Here is an 18,298-nt window from a genome sequence, read left to right as displayed (position 1 = left end):
TGGCATTCATGTTTGGGCAGGCGGTGGAGCAAGGAGCGCAGGCAAACGGACAGCTGCGGCAAAGGTCAAGCCTCAGCCGAGCGAAACCGACAATTCGACTGGATCCGCGAGGTGCTTTGTAACAAGGCACCAATGTTCACCATCGGGCCGGTCCGAAGTGATAGAGATGTCGAGCGAATTGAGCCACAGCAACCATGCGCTCTGATCCCGGCGCTAAGCTCTGCGCCGCTGCCGCCGACCTTAAGGACGGACGTGTTGACCGGTGCGATGTGGCCCGTCCTGAACCGGCTTAATGCCAGATGCGATCTCGACAAGCTTGTGTGCGGCGGCTTCGGAGCCAAGCTAGCTTGATCGGCGGAAATCTCATCAGGCTCGGACTGACTCGCTGCCGCCAAGCATCGTGGAATCGTCGCCGCTAAGAAGGCAGTTTGAGCGCCTCCGACCGGACACCTGCTTGCCAGAGGATGATCAGGATTGATGTCAGCAAATCCCTCAGCCAGGCGATCACGCGGCGGAGGTTGTGGCCGACGGCGGTGAGGATGACGTTGCTGGCGTCGCTCTGACGACCCTTGGGATGGCAGCGGCCGAGGTGACAGTCGCTCTCATGTGGCCAATGATGGGCTCGATGGCTGAACGGCGCCGGAGCTCGCGCTCGATGACGCCGAAGACGCCCCGTTTCTGCCCGGAGATGAAGACGCTGCGCGGTCTATCGGTGTTGCGGCCGCGATAGCCCTTGTCGACATAAGCGCGCTCGACCGCGCAGCTGGTTAGCGTTTCCGTCACCTCGATGATGGTGCCGAGCGAGTGTCCGTCATAGCGATTACCGGGCAGTGCGCGAGCGTGCACCACGAACTGGCCGCCCGGCGCGCGGCCGTTGGTGGTGACGATCGAGGCCTTGACGCCGAACTCGTAAGGCGCTGCCGCCTTGCCTTTGCGGATGTACTCGACCTCGGGCGCATGGAAGGAATAGAGCTTCCTGCGCTGCCGCTGCTGTTGCGATCCGCGCATCAACGTCAGTAGGCGTCGTTCTTTCTTCCTGCTCATTTTCTGAACCATCCGTTTGAGACGCCGCCGCGCCGGACATCGGGCCAGGAGCGTTGTTAACGCCGGTGCTCCGCGCGGGCTTTCCATGTGGACACCAACGGGATCTCTCAGGTTTCCTGGTGACCATCCCGCAGCTGGCCGGGTTGCGCAACGACCGGCCTCCCTCCTCGTCGAACCGCCCTGGATGATCTGCCGATCCAAACAGCAGCGCGCTTGCCTCCTCGCTGCGCCAGGATTTGACGCGGCGCTGAAGCGTTCGCAGCAACTTATCCGGATAGCAGATATTCCGCCTGCAGCCTTATCAGGAGCTCGGCGCCGTTTCGCCACGGCTCGGCCTTGAACCACTCCTGCAGCTGTGGGGTCGCCTGAACGAGCGGATCAGGGGGACGACGACCTCGCTTCGCTTTGAGGATCGGACGGTCCGTCCGTCGAGATGCGCCCTCTTCCAAGCCGTTCGCAAGCTGGCGAGGAAGAAGTCGATGGGCGGGGCCGCAGTAATGGAATCGCCCGACGACTTCACGTCGGCAAGGTCGGCCAGACGTTGCTGCGCAGACCGAATGTTACGCAGCAACGCGACCGGGTCCAAGCTGAAGCAGATTTCCTGCAGTCGGGCCAGAACCGCATCGGAGGTATGTGGGTTAGCTGTCAGCCGCTTATGCGGCGGCGTCGGTGCCACTATTAGATTTACGGACGCGTGCGCCATCGCGCTATCAGCTTGAACGACGGCTGTAAGGGCGGCAGGATCGACGGCGAGAACCGGATGCGGCCAGGATCGGCGGCGTCCGCTTCGCGATCGCGTACACGCGGCTGGCGGACGGCGACCGGACCGATGCCGGTCATCACCTCGCGCTCCGGCAGGTGACCGTGGCGGACGACTGGTGGCCGTCCCGGGTCTTCAAATCGGCATCCTGGCCGAGAAAGTCTGCAACCTCGGCCTCGACCGCCTGGGAAAGCAGGGCACGCGCCCCATTGCGCAAGACTTCTGTGAGTTGATCGTCGAAGTTGCCTGGTTGAATCAGATGGATGACGTTATCGTGGACACAGCATATCGCTCCTTCGGTGGAGAAGTGGAGGCGTCAAGCACCCCCACGATATGCCGCTTTTCCGATTCCCGCCGTCACCAACTTTGGGTGATAGCTCACGCAGCCGCCTCAAGTCCTTCAAACCGCCGATAACCGATGATGCGTCGGACCACGGCTCCGTTCTTCTGTTCGACAAACGCCTGGTCGTTCTTGCGGTAGGGTCGGCAACGCGTGAACTCGATGTTCATCTGCTCACATGCCGTGCAGCGAGAGCGGCAGCTGTCGGCGAACTTTTGTCGTCACGGTGCTCAGGAGCGTTTGCTCGCGCACCAGCAACGGCGCACACTCCGTCCAACAGGTCGCAATATCCGTGAGCACCAGCGTCTGTATAAAACCGGCGCGCGCCGAGGGCCCACTGTGAGCGACCAGATCGGCTTCGACTAACCCCGGCGCCGGATACTTCCAGCCGGCGGACGTCCGTACCGGGATTCCGTCGCTCTGCGCTCGCCACCGGGCGGCGCCGCTGGCGTCCACCTTCCTCTCGGATCTTGCCCAGCGCCCTATCGATCGTGGACGCGCTCCCCGCCAGTAGCTTCGCACGGATTTCAGGAGCCAGGCCCATGTGACCGTTGCGTTCCATCGACTCGATCAGGAGCGGCAGCAGCGCTTTCAGCCTCTTGCCGCAGATCCGGTCGGATGCCTCACAAAGCACTACCAGCGCATTTCGCTCAGCTTCCTCGTAATCCGGCGACGGGTGCGCCGAACCGAGGATTGCCTCATCTCGCCTCGGAGCAGGCGCATCGCATGCTTTCGATGCAAGCCCGTCACAAGCACAAACTGGTCCAGCATTCGCGCTTCTCCGCGCGGCTCGCCTCTCTGTAGCGCTGCCCCACAGCGCCCGTCAGCTCTCTCCGAATCGCCATGCTCAGTTGCCTCATTATCGCGCCCGCAGTCCCATCCCACTGGGGAGCAAATTACGTGAGGCAGGCACAGCACAGCATTCAGGAACATTTCAACCGACTTCTTGCCATCCTCGTATGGCTTCCGACCGGGACGATCGCCCATGATGCCCTACACGCTTGAGGCCGATCCGTGTGCCACATCCAGGCGCACCGCTCTCGAGCGCTTCCTAAGCGACGGTCGCATCAAGCTCGACTCCAACACCGTCGAGCGCGCAATCCGGCCACCAACCATCACAGGAAAAAAACGCGCTCTTCGCGGGCAGCCATGGTGGCCGGACCTGGGCCACCATCGCCACGCTGCTGCAGACCAACGAAGATGAACGACCTCGACCCGCACTCCTGGCTCACGCAAACTCTCGAAGGGATCGCGCGGCGCTGGCCGATCTCTCAGATCGATACTCTCATGCCCTGAACTTCCAAGCCTGAACGGCCAAAGCTTCGCGCTTACGCCGCTGCCAACACGTCTTTGGTATTCATCGGCGGCGGCGCGCCTCGCGCAATTAAGGCGCTCGAAAGCGGGGTAGATCACCAAGCTGAGAGGATTTGCCGCATCGTGAAACGGGTATGAAAACCCAAGCAGGCTCGACGCGACAGCGATGGGGGCTTGAAGTCTACGTAGCGTCAGGTTGTACAGTCTGAATCATACATACGGCCTTCTCTGAAGCTTCATGATCACTCGGAGAGGCTCGGTTGGTTGTAGCGAATGTGAGGACGGTGATCTGAAGAGGAAGCAGAGCTTGCAGTCCAAGTATTGAAACCCGGTCGCCTTCCAACAGCAGTGGGGCGGCCCAATGTCGGTCGCCGATGTGCCGCATGCGATGTCCCGGAAGGAGGGGCGGCAACACCGTGGCTTTTTGAGTCGTGCGAGTATTTGGGTTTCGTTTCTCCTGGATCGTTTTGAGGTTTGGCGAGCGGTCACCTGTTGCCCAGGAGCCGGGGCGCTTTTCTGCAGCAGCCAAGACCGGGCAGGTGTGAGTAATGCACGAGCTCGGAGCGACGCGCGATAACAGTCCCTTTTTGTTCAATTTGGCGATCTTGACGTCCGGCTTTTTGAAGCCGGAGTCTCTGTGGTCAATGCGCCGGAGTGTGGCTCCGGGGCAGCTATGAAGAATCTTCTCATCTTAGGAGAGTCGTGTGGAACCGATCTATAACGATCCGAACTCTTGGATGCGCTGGTACGCCGAGCAGCAGGCGTTGCAGCGTGCGGGGCAAGAGGCCGACGTCGACCCTGCGGATCAAGCTGGCTTCGAGCAGCAATTGGGCGAGCTGCAACTCCGCTCTCCTGAGGAGAGTTCCGGGGTTAGTTCCCCCGACAGTTCAGCCGCACGGTCGCATGAAAACATCCAGCGTACGGACGTTGGTGGTTCGATGCGAATGCGGCCAAGGTCCAACCTGCGGGACAATTCGTTCAGCAGCACGCGTCACAGTGTCGATGTTCCGCACGCTCATCTTGGCTCGGCTGCAAATAATTACCGGTCTGACTTGCAGGACAGGCCATTCAGCAGCATGCGTTACGCAGCGCCCTCGGAGGAACAACCTACGGCGCGGACGAAGGACAACAAGCCGCGTGGACTGTTCTCTCGGGTCAAATCAGGGTTAAGCAAAGTCTTTGGAGGAAACCACCGTGAGAAGTTGTCCGGCGGCCCAGCCTCTGATGACGTCTACTCGGAGCTTCGCATCGACTTTGCAAAGCGCAGTCGCCCGTCCGAAGCAGACCTAGCGCTGATTGAAGAGTTCAAGACGGCATTGGGCAGCGCGAACCGTAAGACGAAGACGATCGAGAATTATGTGATGGCTCTTCGAATGTTCAGCGAATTCCTCCAACCCAAAGGCGTCACTCTGAACGACCTGCTTGGCAATGCTGATCTGCTGACAGCCTATAAAGATGAATTTAAGAAGGTGGCGAGCGCCAATAGCAGGAACTATGTGGGCGGAGCCTTGGATACACTCCAGAATTTCCAGGCTGGAAATCCCATATCCGCTCCAGCTGGGGTGGGTACGCGAGAGCAACCGATGCACCCCCAAGACGAGCGGATGATCCGCCAGTTCGTGGAAAACGTCAAAGACTACAGAGTAGATCCCGATGGTACCAGAGGCCGCGGGACTGGAAAGGTCCCGCTTGCAACGATCAAGGGCAATGTGCAGGCGCTCAACGCGTTTGCTCGTTGGCTCCGAGCGCAGAACAAGGAGCCCCTGGCTCCTCGGGCATTCAATGAGCCAATGTCGCTCGCCGACGACATCCACGAGTACTTCGAAGCTGGCGGCGATGATCGTGACCGCCTCAGCGCGGCATTGTCTCATCTCCGGAGGATCGGGGCTGACGGGCTCCAAGCTGTCGGTGCCGGGCCCCGCCTGATGGGGCGCGAAACATTGTCGGCTCATCCGAAGGACGTCTCCACGATCAGTGACTTTTTGACGGACGCTCTATCCAAGCTTGGATCCGACGCGACTCGCAAGGAGAAAATCTGCGCTTCGGCGAGGGCTTCCAGGCTACGCTCTTTTAGTGATTGGCTTCAAAGAGAGGGCAGGCCGAGCATCATGGACCGTATCGAGGGCAATGCTAAGCAGCAGTCGTCATTGAGCGCAGATTATGCGGCGTACAGCAAAGCCACAAAGCAGACACCCCCACTCGATCTCCTTCGACAATACCTGGGTCTCGAGCCCCAACAAGGACTTCGTGCTTATGACGATGACGCCAGCCTGATCGAGAGCCTGGCCAAGGAAGAGCTGAGAAACCTCGACCCAGCTTCCGAACAGAGAAGAAAAACAATTCGTAATACTGCTTCGGCCCAACGCAATTTCAGTAATTGGCTCCGCACAGAGGGTAGGGAAAGCATCGCGAGCCGAATCAACGGCAATAGTGAGCAGCGGCGCTCGCTGGACGCAGACCACCGGGCTTTCACGGAAGCCAAAGGGAAACTTGGCCTGAGTCTCAGGAAGCTCAGGCAGTATCTGCAACTCGTTGAGGCAAACAGAGGGCTGGGTGTGACCTTCCCTGAGCAGAGGGCTAGCTCGAACTCAACCTCAACCTGGGTGCGAGATTTGCCGACGCCGCCGTCCGAAAGTGAGTGGCCGCCGCTGCTAGATCCGTTTGGGCAGGCTGGCTTGCAGGAACCGGCCAGGTCGAGCTCGACCTGGTCCCCGCACGTGCCGTCCGACTTTGATCCAAGTGAGTGGCCGGCAGCGCAAGGCCCGGTTGGACCGGGTTGGCAGGACCTGGCCGGCTCGAGCTTAACCTGGTCTCCACGAGTGCCGTCCGACTTCGAGTGGCCAACTCCAGAGGGCGCGCCAGCTCGGTCCTCAGACATCTACCACGGTTTGGCTTCTTTCACTGATCTGCCGTCCACACCGCAGGAAATGCGTGACGACGCCCAGTCAAGGCCGGTGCTCAGCCCTGCCGGCAGACCGCCGTTCTTCATCGGTTCATCAGGCACGCCGCAAGAGCTCGAGGATATCGGATATCTCGTCGGCGAGGATTGGCAGCATGGCACACAGGCGGTGCCAGACTTCCTGCTCGATGTACTGGACAATAAAATGCTGCTGCCGAGTTCGCAAATGGCTCCCCAGCCGGTCTCTATCAACGGTGAGACCTACTCCATTGCGTTGGGGCCGCGAGGACGCCGCGACGCCCAACTGATCCATCACCCTGGCCCATCCTCAGTTCCTGATGCCCGGATCGGCGCTTCGAGGGCGAGTGCCTCTGCCGGCGACCGCAGCGGACGGGTGCTCGGAGCCGAGGAATGGCTGGGTGATGCGCATATCCAGCGGGACTACGAGCTGCTGTCGCAGGAGTTGCAGCAAAACAATCCAAACCTCGCCGCCCGGACCCGGTTCGTCGATCCTCTCATCGCCTTTCAGGTGGGCCATGGTACGGACGGCGACGCCCTGGACGCATTCCATCGCATTGTCAACGATCGGAATGGCAACGATACGGCCGACTTCCTGTTCTTGCCGGTGAGTGATGCGAGCGCTACGAACCTTCATGCCCGCGGATCCCATTGGTCGTTGCTGCTGGTAGATCGCCGCGATCGCGACAGGCCGGTCGCCTATCATTACGACTCCGCCAAGGCATACTACGACTCCGCCAAGGCATACAATGCCACACCTGCAGCAAAGCTCGCAGCGCGGGTGGGAGCCGATTTGCGAGATGCCCCCATGCGCCAGCAGGGGAACGGCTATGATTGCGGAGTGTTTGTGGTCGACGGTACCCGGGCGCTGGTCAGACGGCTCGCGGGAAGACGGCACGCAGATCTGAGCCTCCTCTACCTCGTCGTCGATCGGCAGGCACTGCGAAACCGGCTAAGTGGGTGAAGTCGGCTTCAACTGAATAGCGCGTGCAGCTGGTTGAACTGTATCCGTCCGAGATAAGCCGGGGACAGTACGCCTGAGGGGTTCGGTTCCCCTGTGCATCCTGATGAGCTCCATCAGGTTAGCCGAGTCGGTGAACGCCATGACGCCGTCGTTACCTATGCTGTAAACCGAGATGACGCCGCCCACCGGGTCCACTCCGTTGGCCACATCCCAGAGCCAGTCCTCGTCCTCGCCGAGGTCCTTTGCCACGCGACCAATGGTGAAGACGAAATTGACTCTGTTGACGTGCGCTGAGCGGAGGACGTCGACGTGAGCGACGTCTAATTCCACGGCAGCAACTGGTGTAGGCAGCTCTGTGGCATGTCCGCGATGCGCGCGAAGGCGTCGGCGAGCCACGCTTTCGCATCGATGTTGTTGAGACGCGCCGTATGATGAGCGTCATCCGGCGGGAAGTTCCGAACCGGACGTTTAATTGGACAGCCCGCGGCCGGGCTTCTGCGAGGTCGACATGGCCGCCCCTGGCGGCACGTCGGTGGCGGGATCGTTCATCCAGACCATGACGATGGCCGATTCGCGACGGGCTGGACGGAGTGCCTGCCGTTGGTGAGGCGGGATGGCTCGCTGGTTGTCGAGGCTATGAAACACGCACAGAGCCGGTTCCGCTGGCTTCTACGCGGTGTGGACTTCGACAACGACAGCAGGTTCATGAACGAGGTCTTCGCGCCGCGGTGCGCCAACCGAAGCTCGGGGTGACGCGCTCGCGTGCCTACAACAAGAACGGTCAGGCCTTCGTCGAGCAGAAGAATGGTGCGTTGTGCGTCGCTTGATGGGCTACGGCCGCTTCGTTGGCCTCGACACGGCGCACGTGATGGGCCGCCTCTATTCGGCGGCAACTCTACGTCAACTTCTTTCAGCCGTCGTTCAAGCTCAAGGAGAAGCGCCGAGAAGGGGCCACGCCTGCACCCTTTGGTTTTAAGAGTTGGTACGCGGCTTGCTCCGTTCGGAGCAACATTATGGCGCGAGAGACACACGTCCGCGTTGTAAGGAGCGGTTCATCTGCAGGGTTTGCGATAAGCGTGGCACCATCCTAAGGGAACGAAGTGACCCAACCATGCCCATGAGAAAGCGTGCCGACCAAAAACTGCAATATCTTCACGTCGTGTACGCGTCAATCCAGCTTTCTCTTCTGGTGCCGACTTCGAGACTCTTCCATGCGAGATCCGTACGAAGGCCGATTTCGTGGTCCTTCTCACTCTCGTCGACCCTATCGAGCACCGCCCGCACTGGCGAGGTTGTCTCGGCTTCGAACGTCGGGATAGTCCCGAGAAAGAATGATCAAATCGACCGGGCTTGCAGAATTCGATTGATTAAGGCCACCGCACAAACCTGTCCAGGGGCTGCGAGATACCAGATACCGGTATTTCGAAGTCCGTGAGGTATCAACGCCTGCTCGGCGAACGTCCGCTTTGGGCAATTGGGTTGAACGCTCGAGCTTGCGAGCAGCCGAAAGCGCGGATTCACATAGGCATAGAAGCCTGGGATGAAACGATTGGGCGAACAGCAAGCGCATCAAGCGACCTATCGTAGGCATGAAGGCAGATCTCTGTAAGAACGCGGACCACCAATCGCCGGGCCTGAAGCACTACCGGAGAAGCGCACCGCTTTGGGACCAGCAAAAAGTAGCTGATCATCGGCGCCAGGCAGATATCAGCTAGCCAACTCATTGCCGTCTCGATCAGAGACAAGACACGATCGGAGCTTCTCTTGCGCGCGGGTGCCGCTCTTTCACGTTTCAAACGCATTCACCGTGTGTTCGCCGTCGCGATCGGCGCCAAGAGCCCGACGAGGCACATGAGCCCGGCTAGGACCCCAAATGCGGCCGGCAGTCCCACGTACTTGGCCAGTAAGCCGATACCAGCTGGCCCAATGAGAATTCCGGCATAACCCACCGTCATGATCGCGGCAATCGCCGGACCAACGGGCATCGCCTCCTGCGTGCCGGCGCGCCGGAACAGAATCGGGGCGACATTCGATAGGCCAAGACCAATGAGCAGCAAGCCGATCATGGCGATGACGGCCGCCGGTGCCGCCAGCAGAGCTCCGAAACCTGCCAAGGCCAGTAGACTTCCGAACATAAGTGTCGCGCGGTCCCCCGCCCGTTCGACGACGGCGTCGCCAGCAAGGCGTCCCACCGTCATGGCTATGGAGAACAGTACATACGCTAAGCCGCCCTGCGTCTTTGGAGCAAGACCAGCGCCGACGACCAACAAGGCAGCCCAATCGAGCATCGCGCCTTCGATAAGGAAGGCGATCGCCGCAATCACGGCTAGAAGGAGCACGATGGAACGCGGCAGAACGAACGACGGTCCCTGGTCCGCCTGCGCCGTTGGTACCAATCGCGGCCACGCCAGCATGATCGCGATCACTATCAATCCCGAGCAGACCACAGCCGAAACAAATGCGTCAATCTGCAGCGAGAGAAAAGCGGTCATGGCTGCAGACCCCACAAGTCCCCCGATGCTGAATTGAGCGTGGAAGCTGGACATCAGCGGGCACTCCGCCGTGCGCTCCACCTCCATCGCATGAATGTTCGCGGCCACGCTAATCGAGCCTATCGAGGCGCCTAAGGCGAATAGCGCGACGCCGAGCGCCAACTTGCTAGCTGTCGTGAGGCACGGCAGGACGATCGCGAGACTAAGCCCACCCACAAGAATGATCAGCCTGACGCCGTAGCGGGCGCTCAAAACACTGGTCAGAAGCATCGCGATGATGGATCCAGCACCCAGGCAGAGCAGTAGTAGGCCAAGCACGCCGTCATCGGCCGCCAGCCGGTCTTTCGCAAATGGTACGAGCGGAGCCCAGGCCCCGAAGCCAACCCCGGGAACGAAGAATGCAAGACGCGTTGCTAACCGAGAGGATGGTTGACCAGCAGACGCCATGACAGGGACCCTATTGATAGACGACCTGCGGGCGCTGTACCAACGACGGACTCCCGAGCGACAGAGAGTGCGCAGGTTCGGCGGTCGAGAGGACATCGTTTGTTGGCGCAATCCGCCATGCCGGACGGTTCAGCGCGTGATATCGGATCGCGTCGGTCGTCACTGTTCTAGTTCGATCCGCGACAACATCTTTGATTGCAAATACGATGCCACCGCGAAAACGCACGTGACGACTCGATACGATCGGGCAACTGTGCCGGCTAGGCATGGAGCGTCGGGGGCTCTCAACAAGCTTGATACTTGCTGATTGATGAGCGCGGTCGCGCACTGAAGGAGCACGGCCGCGTATTGCGATTCCGTGACGCCCTTCAGCGCGCCAATGCGGCCTCGCCTTCCGTAGTCATATCCGCGACAAATCAATATGGCTCAGTCGCAAAGCTGACGACGAGATGAAATTGTCCGCCGATCGCAATCGGCCTTAATGCGAGGCGATTGGTTTGCAACCCTGTTACTCTGGGCTTGCGTAGCCTGAGCTTGTGGCAACCGACATCGCGATGTAGACGCCGACATAAACAGTTGATCATAGAAGGTACGCAGAGGCTTGTGTGCCTGCTAGACCCATCGTCTTTGTCAACGCCCCCCGTCACGGCTCGCCATTGACGACTTCTTCATCGAATTGGCTGTGCACATGGACCGGCATTGATTCTTGTCCGTGTGCGGGAGGGATGCGCTCGTTGCCCAACATTCCATCGAGAAAGCTGCCCCGCCGAGATCGCGACCCGCTCCTACGTAAACAGCGGACGAATCCGTTGCTCGGTCTGCCGCAACAAAGAAGCCCACAGCGTCGCGCATCTTCGACCGACGCTCCACCAATCATCAAATCCCGAATGATGGTGGCCCATAGATTCAGAACCACCCGAAAATTGCAACTGTAGTGCTAGATCCGGTGCGCCAAATGCATCGAACTCCGTCCGGATCGCGTGTCGGTGTTCCGTTACGCGCATGTTCTCTCCTTCAAGAAGGATCAGTGCAAGATCGGCGAATACGCGCTGCCCCAGACAGTCGCGCGTCATCTTCAGTCGGAATTGATTGCGCAAGCCCCCGGTCGATGCGGGCTACGCGCGCATTAGTTTCGACCACTTCGATCTACCCCGGCTAGAACTCTTGCCGCGGCGAAGCGCGAGGGGCAGCCGCGTCGGAACTTCCAGTGTTACACCGGCGAGACCGCCGAAACGGATAAGAAGAACACAGTTTGTCGATTTGGTTCTGAATTGCGCTACAGAGTTGGCAACGCGAGCAGTACGTTGTCGATCAGCCGGGTCGAACCGACGTAGGCTGCGGCACAGAGCGCCGCCGGAAGCCGCAGCGGACTCGTGGCGCGCTTGAGCGTATCACCATCGACAAGTTCAAGGTATTGCAGCCGATCAACGGTCTCAAGATGCCGCTCCGCGATCGCAATCAGCTTGTCCACCTCCCGCACTCCTGAGCGGAACTCATCCGCCGCGGCGAACAGCCCACGACTGATGGCAACGGCTCGCCGACGTTCTTCCCCGCTCAGATTCCGATTGCGACTGCTCATCGCGAGCCCGTCCGGTTCCCGAACGGTTGGCACGGTGACGATCTCGATCGGAAGATTTAGATCAGTTGCCATGCGACGCACGACCGCGCATTGCTGAAAATCCTTTTGCCCGAAAAACACGACGTCCGGACGCACCATGTTGAACAGCTTGCATACCACGGTTGCGACGCCGCGAAAATGCCCAGGCCTAAAAGCCCCGCATAGTGGCTTCGCCAATTCGCCCGGTTCGACGAAGGTCTCGAATTGAGCCGGATAGACTTCCCGTGCACCCGGCGCGAAGACAATCGCAACACCGGCATCGCGGCACAATTTTTCATCGCGCAGGAAATCGCGAGGATAGCTGCTGAGATCCTCGTTTGGTCCGAACTGCGTCGGATTGACGAAGATGCTAACGACGGTGACGTCGCATTGCGCTCGGCTCGCCTTGACCAGGGCCAGATGGCCCTCGTGCAAATAGCCCATTGTCGGCACGAGCCCGACGCGTTTGCCCGCGCTGCAAGCCTTCGCCAGTTCACGACGAAGCTCAGCGACCGTCGTAATCGTCTGCATCGTAGCACCTTACATCAGGTTGTCTTAGGAGGAGCCCAGTTTGCGATGATGTCACCCAGGCTTTCAGGAAGCCGATAGGACTCTTGCGGCGCCGGGAACGCTCCACTGCGGACATCGGTAGCCCAGCGCGACAGCGCCTCCTGCAACAGCTGAAAACCATCTGCATAGGCGCGAACGAATTTGGCCCGACGACTTTCGGTCAGCCCCAGCACGTCATGGAATACGAGCACTTGGCCCGAGCACCCGGGACCCGCGCCTATTCCAATAGTTGGTATCGACAGCGATTCGGTCGCTCGCTGGGCGAGCTCGGCCGGAATGCCTTCAAGCACCAACGCGAAGCATCCGGCCTCCTGCAGACGGTGAGCGTCATCAAGCAGCCGCAAAGCGTCATCGGCTTTCCGGCCCTGCACCTTGAATCCGCCCATGATATTGACGCTCTGCGGGGTGAGGCCGAGATGGCCCATGACGGGAATTTCGCAATCGACCAGGGCGCGCACAATTTCCACGCGCTTGGCCCCGCCCTCGAGTTTCACTGCATCTGCACCTCGCTGCAGGAATCCTCCGGCGTTGCGTATCGTCTCCTCCGGACTGAGGTGAAAGCTGAGAAACGGCATATCGGCCACGAGCAGGGCACGGGGCCTTGTGCGCGCAACAGCCTCGAGATGATGATTCATCATCGCCACGCTGACAGGCAACGTGTTGTCGAATCCGAGGCAGACGTTGCCAACACTGTCGCCGACAAGAATGATGTCGACGATGGGGTCAGCGATGCCTGCAGTAACCGCATCGTAGGCGGTGGTCATGACGACACGCCGCCGCTCCTGCTTCCACCGCTGCAGGATTGGAATCGTGATCCGCTCAACTGATACTTCCGAAGCGTGGCTCATTTTCGATCCGTTCCGTCAGATGGCCTCAGGTCGATTTCGGAGCTGGAAGCGATACAATTTAATCTCACCTGTCTCGCCTACGATTTTGAAGCCACCGCCCTCCCGAAGTCCCCGCGTCACCGAATATGCTAGGCGAACGGTAATCCGATTCTTGCGACCGAAGCAGTTGAGTATTGCGCGCATCCCGGGGGACCACCCTTTTTCTATGGCGGACGAGTGAAAACTCGTCAACCATGAAAGGGAAACATACGCCTCCAAAGTAGCAGGCGCGTGCATAAACACTCCAATGGTCGCGCGACCATCAAGCAAGAACTCCCAGATTCAAATTGTCATTTGGAAGCGCCTTGCGTCACGCTGGGCCTCAGGGCGCGCCGATGCGATCATTCTGGCAATTTGCCTGCGCGTTGTCTTAACCGCATCTCTTGCATGTCGGACTGGCTGGCTCTGCCCAGGGAGGCAATACTCTACCGGAGCGAGTTCTTTTCCGAGCCTCATCAAGTTGAACTGCAGCCAGAGGATTTGTTGCCGCTCACACCTGCTGCGCTGCATCAACGCTCCGGCATACTTCCCCATACAGAGCTGATAGAAATTGCGTACCATGCCCTGCTGCAATCCCTTCCCCGGGATACTTGGCACTTTCCAGCTCCCGAAACAGGCCTCGCGCTCACCCTCTGTTGTAGCGGCATATCGCGATCGATTCGTTCGATGAACCCCTGCCTGTCGGCCGAAAATTGCGTTGCGCGTAATTCCGCGGTGAAATCCTTCAAACGAGCTCGGAGTGACTGCCGCGCCTTCGTCAAATGCAAGCATGGGAGTGCTTTCCAGCGCAGCAGATCATGAAAGCTATGCAGACGCGCGTCTGCCGCCGCTAATTCGATGGCGTGTGGATAACCCGACCGTACAGACTTGTCAGGCGAGCCGCTTAGAGGCGTCGCTGACCTGAGGCGCCGGTGCGCTTGCCGTCCGCTTGCTGCTCAATTCGCAGTAGCCGTGGCAACCCAAGCGTCAGGCCATCGAAGAGTCGACAGTTTGACACGGCCAGCCAAGTCATGCGATGCAAAAAGGGCTAAGCGCGGTTAAGGCGCAGTAGTGCGGTCGCAATCTAAGCGGCGGCCGCCATTGCGAGGTCAGCAGCTTCTGCTGCACACGTTCAAAGGCCACTACTATTCGTCGAAGACACGATTTCGTAACAACACCCCGCATTTCCCTTGTGCGTCTTTTCGTGGCGTCTTGTACTGGTTGTCAGCGCGATCGTTCTACCCGCCGCGCCAATGCGTATGTCTCGGGTCGATACCGCAATAGGCGTCCATCCCCGAACGAGAACTGGCAACTGCCAGGATCCCCCCAGATACGTCCTTGCAGACAATGAGCGTCCTGCCAAGCGTGTCGCAGGACGTACACCCGAAGGCGAGACAAAGCCAAGTGGCATGGGAAGTGCTAGCAGCGATAAACAGCAGATAGCGCATGTCTTGCCTCCGCTAGGCTTTGCTTAAGGATAGACCATCGAATTACTTGTATTGATGTCAAGCAGATGGCAGCCGCGCTTCCCTGGGCAATCGCATCCACCGATGTACCAGCGCGTTGGGCTCTCACGCCCATGCCAGCAACGCGGTCCAAGTGAAGGCCGTCTAGGAGTGCTCGATCAGAACCGCGGCACCTCGGGCGGCCATTTTTCCCAAAACTTGGCGAAGGCGGAGCAGCATTTCAGCGACTTTCCGGAAGGCAGCGCAGCCTTCCGGCGCGATGCAGCTGCGCGTTGGAAGCGCCTCCAGGCAAGCGTGTACACCAGGTACTACCTTTCTTCGTTGCTTCGCGACGAGCAGCGCCGAAACGATAAGCTCCTCCCAGGCGACATGTATGGCTAAGACTATCGCCACGTTCCGCGATTGAAAGTCGTTTCACGATCATCTCTCTGCGGTGATCAGCCGAAGAGCGGAATCAACCTTGAAGTCACGCGTCGATGTCATCGCTTCAGGGGCTGGCGGCGGCCTTCCCCCTTCTGTTTGGTGACCCTGCCTGTGTTCAACGAAGGAGCGCATTTTGCTGCAGTTCTTATGCGCCGATCCTGCAAGTGAGACCGTTTCATGCACGAGATCCGCGCGAAGCTAATGACCGTCGACGGAAGCATCTACTGAAGTTGTCCTAGCGACTATGATCAGGCGGTTCCTTACTTCGATGCAGAATTTCGTCTCAGAGATTGTCTACCTTGTGTAATAGCGGAGGAAGAACAGCTAGCTAAACACCCGCCACCGCGATGGTGCAGGGCGCCTGCCCTGCAGTGGCATCTGAACGGCTGCCCGAGGCTTGCAGACTTTGCGATGAGGCATCTGTCGCTTTGGGCGAAGTCAAACCGCAGTTCGCGATTACCGACGGTCATCTATGATTCGACACATCGTATTCTTCACCGCAAAAGATAAGGCGCATGTCGACAAAATAGTCGACGGCCTTTCCGTACTCGCCAAAATCCCGCACGCACGCCGGCTTGAGGTCGCTCGCAACCGCAAGAGTGACCGGCTTGGCAACGAAATTGACGTGATCGTCTACGGTGAATTCGACGACGAAGTCGAACTCGTAGCCTATAAGGCGCACGGGCTTCACCAGGAGTCGATCCGGCAGGTAAGACCGCTCCGAGAGCTACGTCTCGCGGCCGATTACAGCATGTCAACAGATGCGGAGCCATTTGGCAGGCCCTACCCGCGGGCGTAATTAACCTGGCAGGCAAGTAGGGGGTTTTGGGTGCCCATGAAGCACGCCTTCGCCGGACGGGATTACAATCGGCCATGTATCGCTGAGCGACAGACTAATGCATGTATTGGAACTGCAGTGGAATGAGCCCTCATAGCCATGCGACGCCTCGCGCATCGGAGGCACCTCACGTTCCTGGATAGCGCATCGAGACACGCGGTGCTCGGGCAGTACTCGTATGTGACGTGCGATCCCTTCAGCACTTACATCATCGCGGACGGGAGAGGTATTTGCAACGGAGAGTCCATTGTGGGCGATCCGTGGGCGGCACTTCGCGCTCTGCTAGCCAACTATCCGCAAATACATCGCGCCGATCTCCGGGCATTCCAGGGCGGCGCCGCCGGCTTTTTTGGATACGAGCTGAACAGGACACTGGAGCGATTGCCGGTGCCGACCATCGGGGGCATCGCTTGCCTCAGGCACTCCTACATCTTTACGACGTCGTGATAAGCTTCGATCATCGCCATGATAGATGCTGGATCCTTTCTACCGGGTGGCCGGAGCAGGATCCAGTTCGCCGGCGTGAGAGAGCTCGCCAAAGAGCCGAAGGATTTGCTGGGCTGCTTACAGTCTCAGCCCCTCCTCCTGATTTTAAACCAGGCGAGGCCGGCTCATGGCATTCAAACTTCAGTCGCCAGGGATACATCGCGGCGGTACAGCGCGTGATTGATCTCATTCTGTCGGGTGACGCCTTCCAGGTCAACATTGCGCAGCGCTTCAGCGCTCGCCTGGCGAACTCGTTCGATCCGATAGCCTTCTATTGTCAGCTGCGGAAAATGAATCCGGCTCCCTTTGCCGCCCTTCTTCGGTATGGCAAGCTCACCATTGCATCGAGCTCGCCCGAGCGTTTCCTAAAGTTTGACGGGCGACAGGTCGAAACGCGACCTATCAAGGGGACGGTGGCGCGTTTTGCTGATTGCGAGGAAGGCCGGCGTCGCGCTGAGACGCTGGTACATTCGGAGAAAGACCGCGCCGAGAACACCATGATCCTCGACCTCCTGCGCAATGATCTCTCGCGCGTTTGCACGCCTGAATCAGTCCACGTCCCGTCCTTATGCAATCTCGAGTCCTATGCCTCACTGCACCATCTCGTGTCCGTCGTTACGGGTGAGCTAGCACACGGAGAGGATGCCGTAGGCCTACTTAGGGCCTGCTTTCCCGGCGGCTCAGTTACCGGAGCTCCCAAGGTACGCTCGATGGAAATTATCTTGGATATCGAGCGTGTGGCGCGAGAGGTGTATTGCGGGGCCATAGGCTACATAGGATTCAATGGACATATGGATGTAAATATTGCCATTCGCACCGTAACGATCGGCGACGGCCAGGCCGTCTTCCATGCAGGCCGGGATAACAGCAATGTCCGATCCGGCCGCCGAATATGAGGAGAGCCTTGCAAAGGCAGAGCGCATTTTCGCGCATTCATTGCTGAAGACGCCGGTGCATCTTGATTGTCATTATCGACAACTACGACTCTTTCGTCTTCAACATTGCGCGATATTTTCGCAAGCTTGGTGCAGCAACACGTGTCGTCCGGAACGACGCGATGGACGTGAGCGAACTTGCTGACCTCAGGCCCCGCGCGGTTGTCATCTCCCCCGGTCCGTGCACTCCAATTGAGGCTGGAATATCGACAGCCGTCGTTCGTGAACTTTCGGGTCAGGTGCCAATTCTCGGGATTTGTCTCGGACACCGGTGCATTGGGACGGTGTTCGGCGCACGCGTAACGCGCGCCCGTCGTCCTATGCACGGTCGGTCCTCGTATGTCACACATGAAGGCGGCGGGCTTTTCAAAGAACTACCGTCTCCACTTCGTGTGGGGCGCTACCATTCGCTTATCGTCGAATTGGATCCTTCATCTGCCCGTCACCTGACGGTGACAGCACGCTCGGATGATGCGGAACTCATGGCCCTCGCCCATCGCGATCAACCAACATATGGCGTGCAGTTCCATCCAGAGTCGATACTCACCCCACAAGGGGACGTACTGTTCGCAAACTTCCTACGACTTGCAGAGCTTCCTTAAGGCGGCCGGAGAGGACTGGTGCAGCCATAGCGTTCGTTTCGGTTGTCGGACGTCGAGCCGCGGTTCGTTTGAGGCGTCTGTGGCCGGCTCGGCGCCGAGGTTCGGAACTTTCCATTTGAATGTCGAAGGGTCCATCGGCGCCATGGGGCCATCGGTAGCCTTAAAGACGGCCTCGGCCATGGGGACTTTTGGGGGCGTGGAGGCCGAGGCCGCTGGAGGCGCTTGAACCTTAGAAGG

10 protein-coding genes and 6 pseudogenes are annotated in these 18,298 nt (G+C 59.3%); 7 read left to right on the top strand and 9 right to left on the bottom strand.

Annotated elements, in window-relative coordinates; all coding sequences use genetic code 11:
- Nucleotides 1-415 precede the first annotated feature (415 nt).
- From IVB24_RS10960 to IVB24_RS10945, 4 pseudogenes are all read right to left on the bottom strand, one after another.
- A pseudogene (locus IVB24_RS10960) lies at nucleotides 416-1,074 on the bottom strand (IS5/IS1182 family transposase); the annotation flags it as partial.
- 163 nt (nucleotides 1,075-1,237) lie between these two features.
- Nucleotides 1,238-1,773: pseudogene (locus IVB24_RS10955) on the bottom strand (ISNCY family transposase); the annotation flags it as partial.
- A gap of 3 nt (nucleotides 1,774-1,776) precedes the next feature.
- Nucleotides 1,777-2,134: pseudogene (locus IVB24_RS10950) on the bottom strand (IS256 family transposase); the annotation flags it as partial.
- Nucleotides 2,135-2,188: 54 nt separating this feature from the next.
- Nucleotides 2,189-3,004, bottom strand: a pseudogene (locus IVB24_RS10945) (ISNCY family transposase); the annotation flags it as partial.
- Nucleotides 3,005-3,162: 158 nt separating this feature from the next.
- On the opposite strand from IVB24_RS10945, the pseudogene IVB24_RS10940 reads away from it, so the two are divergent.
- Nucleotides 3,163-3,440 (top strand): annotated as a pseudogene (locus IVB24_RS10940) (transposase); the annotation flags it as partial.
- Nucleotides 3,441-4,162: 722 nt separating this feature from the next.
- Entirely contained in the window at nucleotides 4,163-7,339 is a 3,177-nt protein-coding gene (locus IVB24_RS10935) for a Ulp1 family isopeptidase (protein ID WP_346771366.1), read from the top strand.
- A 320-nt stretch (nucleotides 7,340-7,659) separates the two neighbouring features.
- Here IVB24_RS10935 and IVB24_RS10925 read toward each other — a convergent pair.
- The 5 genes and pseudogenes from IVB24_RS10925 to panB all read right to left on the bottom strand — a co-directional run.
- A pseudogene (locus IVB24_RS10925) lies at nucleotides 7,660-7,767 on the bottom strand (transposase domain-containing protein); the annotation flags it as partial.
- Nucleotides 7,768-9,141: 1,374 nt separating this feature from the next.
- The gene (locus tag IVB24_RS10920) at nucleotides 9,142-10,278 is read right to left on the bottom strand and encodes an MFS transporter (protein ID WP_247350616.1); all 1,137 of its coding nucleotides are present in this window, start codon (nucleotides 10,276-10,278) and stop codon (nucleotides 9,142-9,144) included.
- Between the two features lie 785 nt (nucleotides 10,279-11,063).
- On the bottom strand, nucleotides 11,064-11,375 hold the full coding sequence (locus tag IVB24_RS10915) for a hypothetical protein (protein WP_247350619.1): 312 nt from the start codon (nucleotides 11,373-11,375) through the stop codon (nucleotides 11,064-11,066).
- A gap of 179 nt (nucleotides 11,376-11,554) precedes the next feature.
- Nucleotides 11,555-12,406 carry a pantoate--beta-alanine ligase gene (panC, locus tag IVB24_RS10910; protein ID WP_247350622.1) on the bottom strand — a complete coding sequence of 284 codons (852 nt, stop codon included), beginning with the start codon at nucleotides 12,404-12,406 and terminating at the stop codon, nucleotides 11,555-11,557.
- A gap of 14 nt (nucleotides 12,407-12,420) precedes the next feature.
- The gene (gene panB / locus IVB24_RS10905) at nucleotides 12,421-13,293 is read right to left on the bottom strand and encodes a 3-methyl-2-oxobutanoate hydroxymethyltransferase (protein WP_247350624.1); all 873 of its coding nucleotides are present in this window, start codon (nucleotides 13,291-13,293) and stop codon (nucleotides 12,421-12,423) included.
- Between the two features lie 1,634 nt (nucleotides 13,294-14,927).
- Between panB and IVB24_RS10895 the strand changes: the two genes are divergently transcribed.
- The 5 genes from IVB24_RS10895 to IVB24_RS10875 all read left to right on the top strand — a co-directional run bounded on the left by IVB24_RS10895 (nucleotide 14,928) and on the right by IVB24_RS10875 (nucleotide 18,061).
- The gene (locus tag IVB24_RS10895; protein WP_247350627.1) at nucleotides 14,928-15,158 is read left to right on the top strand and encodes a hypothetical protein; all 231 of its coding nucleotides are present in this window, start codon (nucleotides 14,928-14,930) and stop codon (nucleotides 15,156-15,158) included.
- A 514-nt stretch (nucleotides 15,159-15,672) separates the two neighbouring features.
- Nucleotides 15,673-15,999 carry a Dabb family protein gene (locus tag IVB24_RS10890; RefSeq protein WP_247350628.1) on the top strand — a complete coding sequence of 109 codons (327 nt, stop codon included), beginning with the start codon at nucleotides 15,673-15,675 and terminating at the stop codon, nucleotides 15,997-15,999.
- A gap of 138 nt (nucleotides 16,000-16,137) precedes the next feature.
- Nucleotides 16,138-16,485 carry a hypothetical protein gene (locus IVB24_RS10885; RefSeq protein ID WP_247350630.1) on the top strand — a complete coding sequence of 116 codons (348 nt, stop codon included), beginning with the start codon at nucleotides 16,138-16,140 and terminating at the stop codon, nucleotides 16,483-16,485.
- A gap of 215 nt (nucleotides 16,486-16,700) precedes the next feature.
- The gene (locus tag IVB24_RS10880; RefSeq protein WP_247350633.1) at nucleotides 16,701-17,420 is read left to right on the top strand and encodes an anthranilate synthase component I family protein; all 720 of its coding nucleotides are present in this window, start codon (nucleotides 16,701-16,703) and stop codon (nucleotides 17,418-17,420) included.
- Between the two features lie 62 nt (nucleotides 17,421-17,482).
- Nucleotides 17,483-18,061, top strand: a complete 579-nt coding sequence (locus IVB24_RS10875) for an aminodeoxychorismate/anthranilate synthase component II (RefSeq protein WP_247350635.1) — start codon at nucleotides 17,483-17,485, stop codon at nucleotides 18,059-18,061.
- Nucleotides 18,062-18,298: the final 237 nt, after the last annotated feature.

Source organism: Bradyrhizobium sp. 192, from assembly GCF_023100965.1.
GTDB classification, from domain to species: domain Bacteria; phylum Pseudomonadota; class Alphaproteobacteria; order Rhizobiales; family Xanthobacteraceae; genus Bradyrhizobium; species Bradyrhizobium symbiodeficiens.
This window is presented reverse-complemented; position numbering and strand designations above follow the sequence as displayed.

What these genes read in the sequence shown, in the direction of transcription:
- panB (WP_247350624.1), bottom strand. Translation starts at nt 13,293, where the DNA reads ATGAGCCACGCTTCGGAAGTATCAGTTGAGCGGATCACGATTCCAATC.
- IVB24_RS10890 (WP_247350628.1), top strand. Translation starts at nt 15,673, where the DNA reads ATGATTCGACACATCGTATTCTTCACCGCAAAAGATAAGGCGCATGTC.
- IVB24_RS10920 (WP_247350616.1), bottom strand. Translation starts at nt 10,278, where the DNA reads ATGGCGTCTGCTGGTCAACCATCCTCTCGGTTAGCAACGCGTCTTGCA.
- IVB24_RS10885 (WP_247350630.1), top strand. Translation starts at nt 16,138, where the DNA reads ATGCGACGCCTCGCGCATCGGAGGCACCTCACGTTCCTGGATAGCGCA.
- panC (WP_247350622.1), bottom strand. Translation starts at nt 12,406, where the DNA reads ATGCAGACGATTACGACGGTCGCTGAGCTTCGTCGTGAACTGGCGAAG.